Annotated in this window: 1 pseudogene; it reads left to right on the forward strand. The window is 47.5% G+C overall.

Annotated elements, in window-relative coordinates:
- Positions 1-577 precede the first annotated feature (577 nt).
- A pseudogene (locus ACJHWT_RS25440) lies at positions 578-1003 on the forward strand (transposase); the annotation flags it as partial.

Below are 1003 nucleotides of genomic sequence, written 5' to 3' on the forward strand. Positions count from 1 at the left end.
TTTATTATGGTGATCCCCTGGGCGAAATGCGCCTGGTAAGCAGAGTTTTTGAAATGTAAGGCCTTTGAATAAGACAAAAGGCTGCCTCATCGCTAACTTTGCAACAGTGCCCTTTTAGGTGTGTTGTATTGTCGCCATATTCCCCGCATTAACCATGACAGTAGCCCGACGGAGAACTCCTTCTGCAAGAGTATACGGGAATAATCAAAAACGATGCACATCAAGTGGTTCGGGTTGCTGTTTTACTAGTTTTCGCCACAAAAGCCACTATTTTCCCAGACAATATATCTCTGTCTGGGTTACATAACGTTTGTCCGTTTATTTCCTTACTGATTGAACAGACCTGATTTCGTATAGTGTAATGTATGTAGCATACAGCAACAGAATATCTTATCTCTGGCTACGGAGTATCGTACAGAACGGGCAAAATGCGGCGGTTTCTCCACAAGCATGTGGAGAAACATTCTGCCTCTAGGATTCGTGCACTAGACTGGCCCCCTGAATCTCCAGACAACCAGTATCACTTAAATAAGTGATAGTCTTAATACTAGTTTTTAGACTAGTCATTGGAGAACAGATGATTGATGTCTTAGGGCCGGAGAAACGCAGACGGCGTACCACACAGGAAAAGATCGCAATTGTTCAGCAGAGCTTTGAACCGGGGATGACGGTCTCCCTCGTTGCCCGGCAACATGGTGTAGCAGCCAGCCAGTTATTTCTCTGGCGTAAGCAATACCAGGAAGGAAGTCTTACTGCTGTCGCCGCCGGAGAACAGGTTGTTCCTGCCTCTGAACTTGCTGCCGCCATGAAGCAGATTAAAGAACTCCAGCGCCTGCTCGGCAAGAAAACGATGGAAAATGAACTCCTCAAAGAAGCCGTTGAATATGGACGGGCAAAAAAGTGGATAGCGCACGCGCCCTTATTGCCCGGGGATGGGGAGTAAGCTTAGTCAGCCGTTGTCTCCGGGTGTCGCGTGCGCAGTTGCACGTCATTCTCAGACGAA

This window comes from Escherichia sp. WS338, assembly GCF_046486405.1.
Lineage (GTDB): Bacteria > Pseudomonadota > Gammaproteobacteria > Enterobacterales > Enterobacteriaceae > Escherichia > Escherichia coli.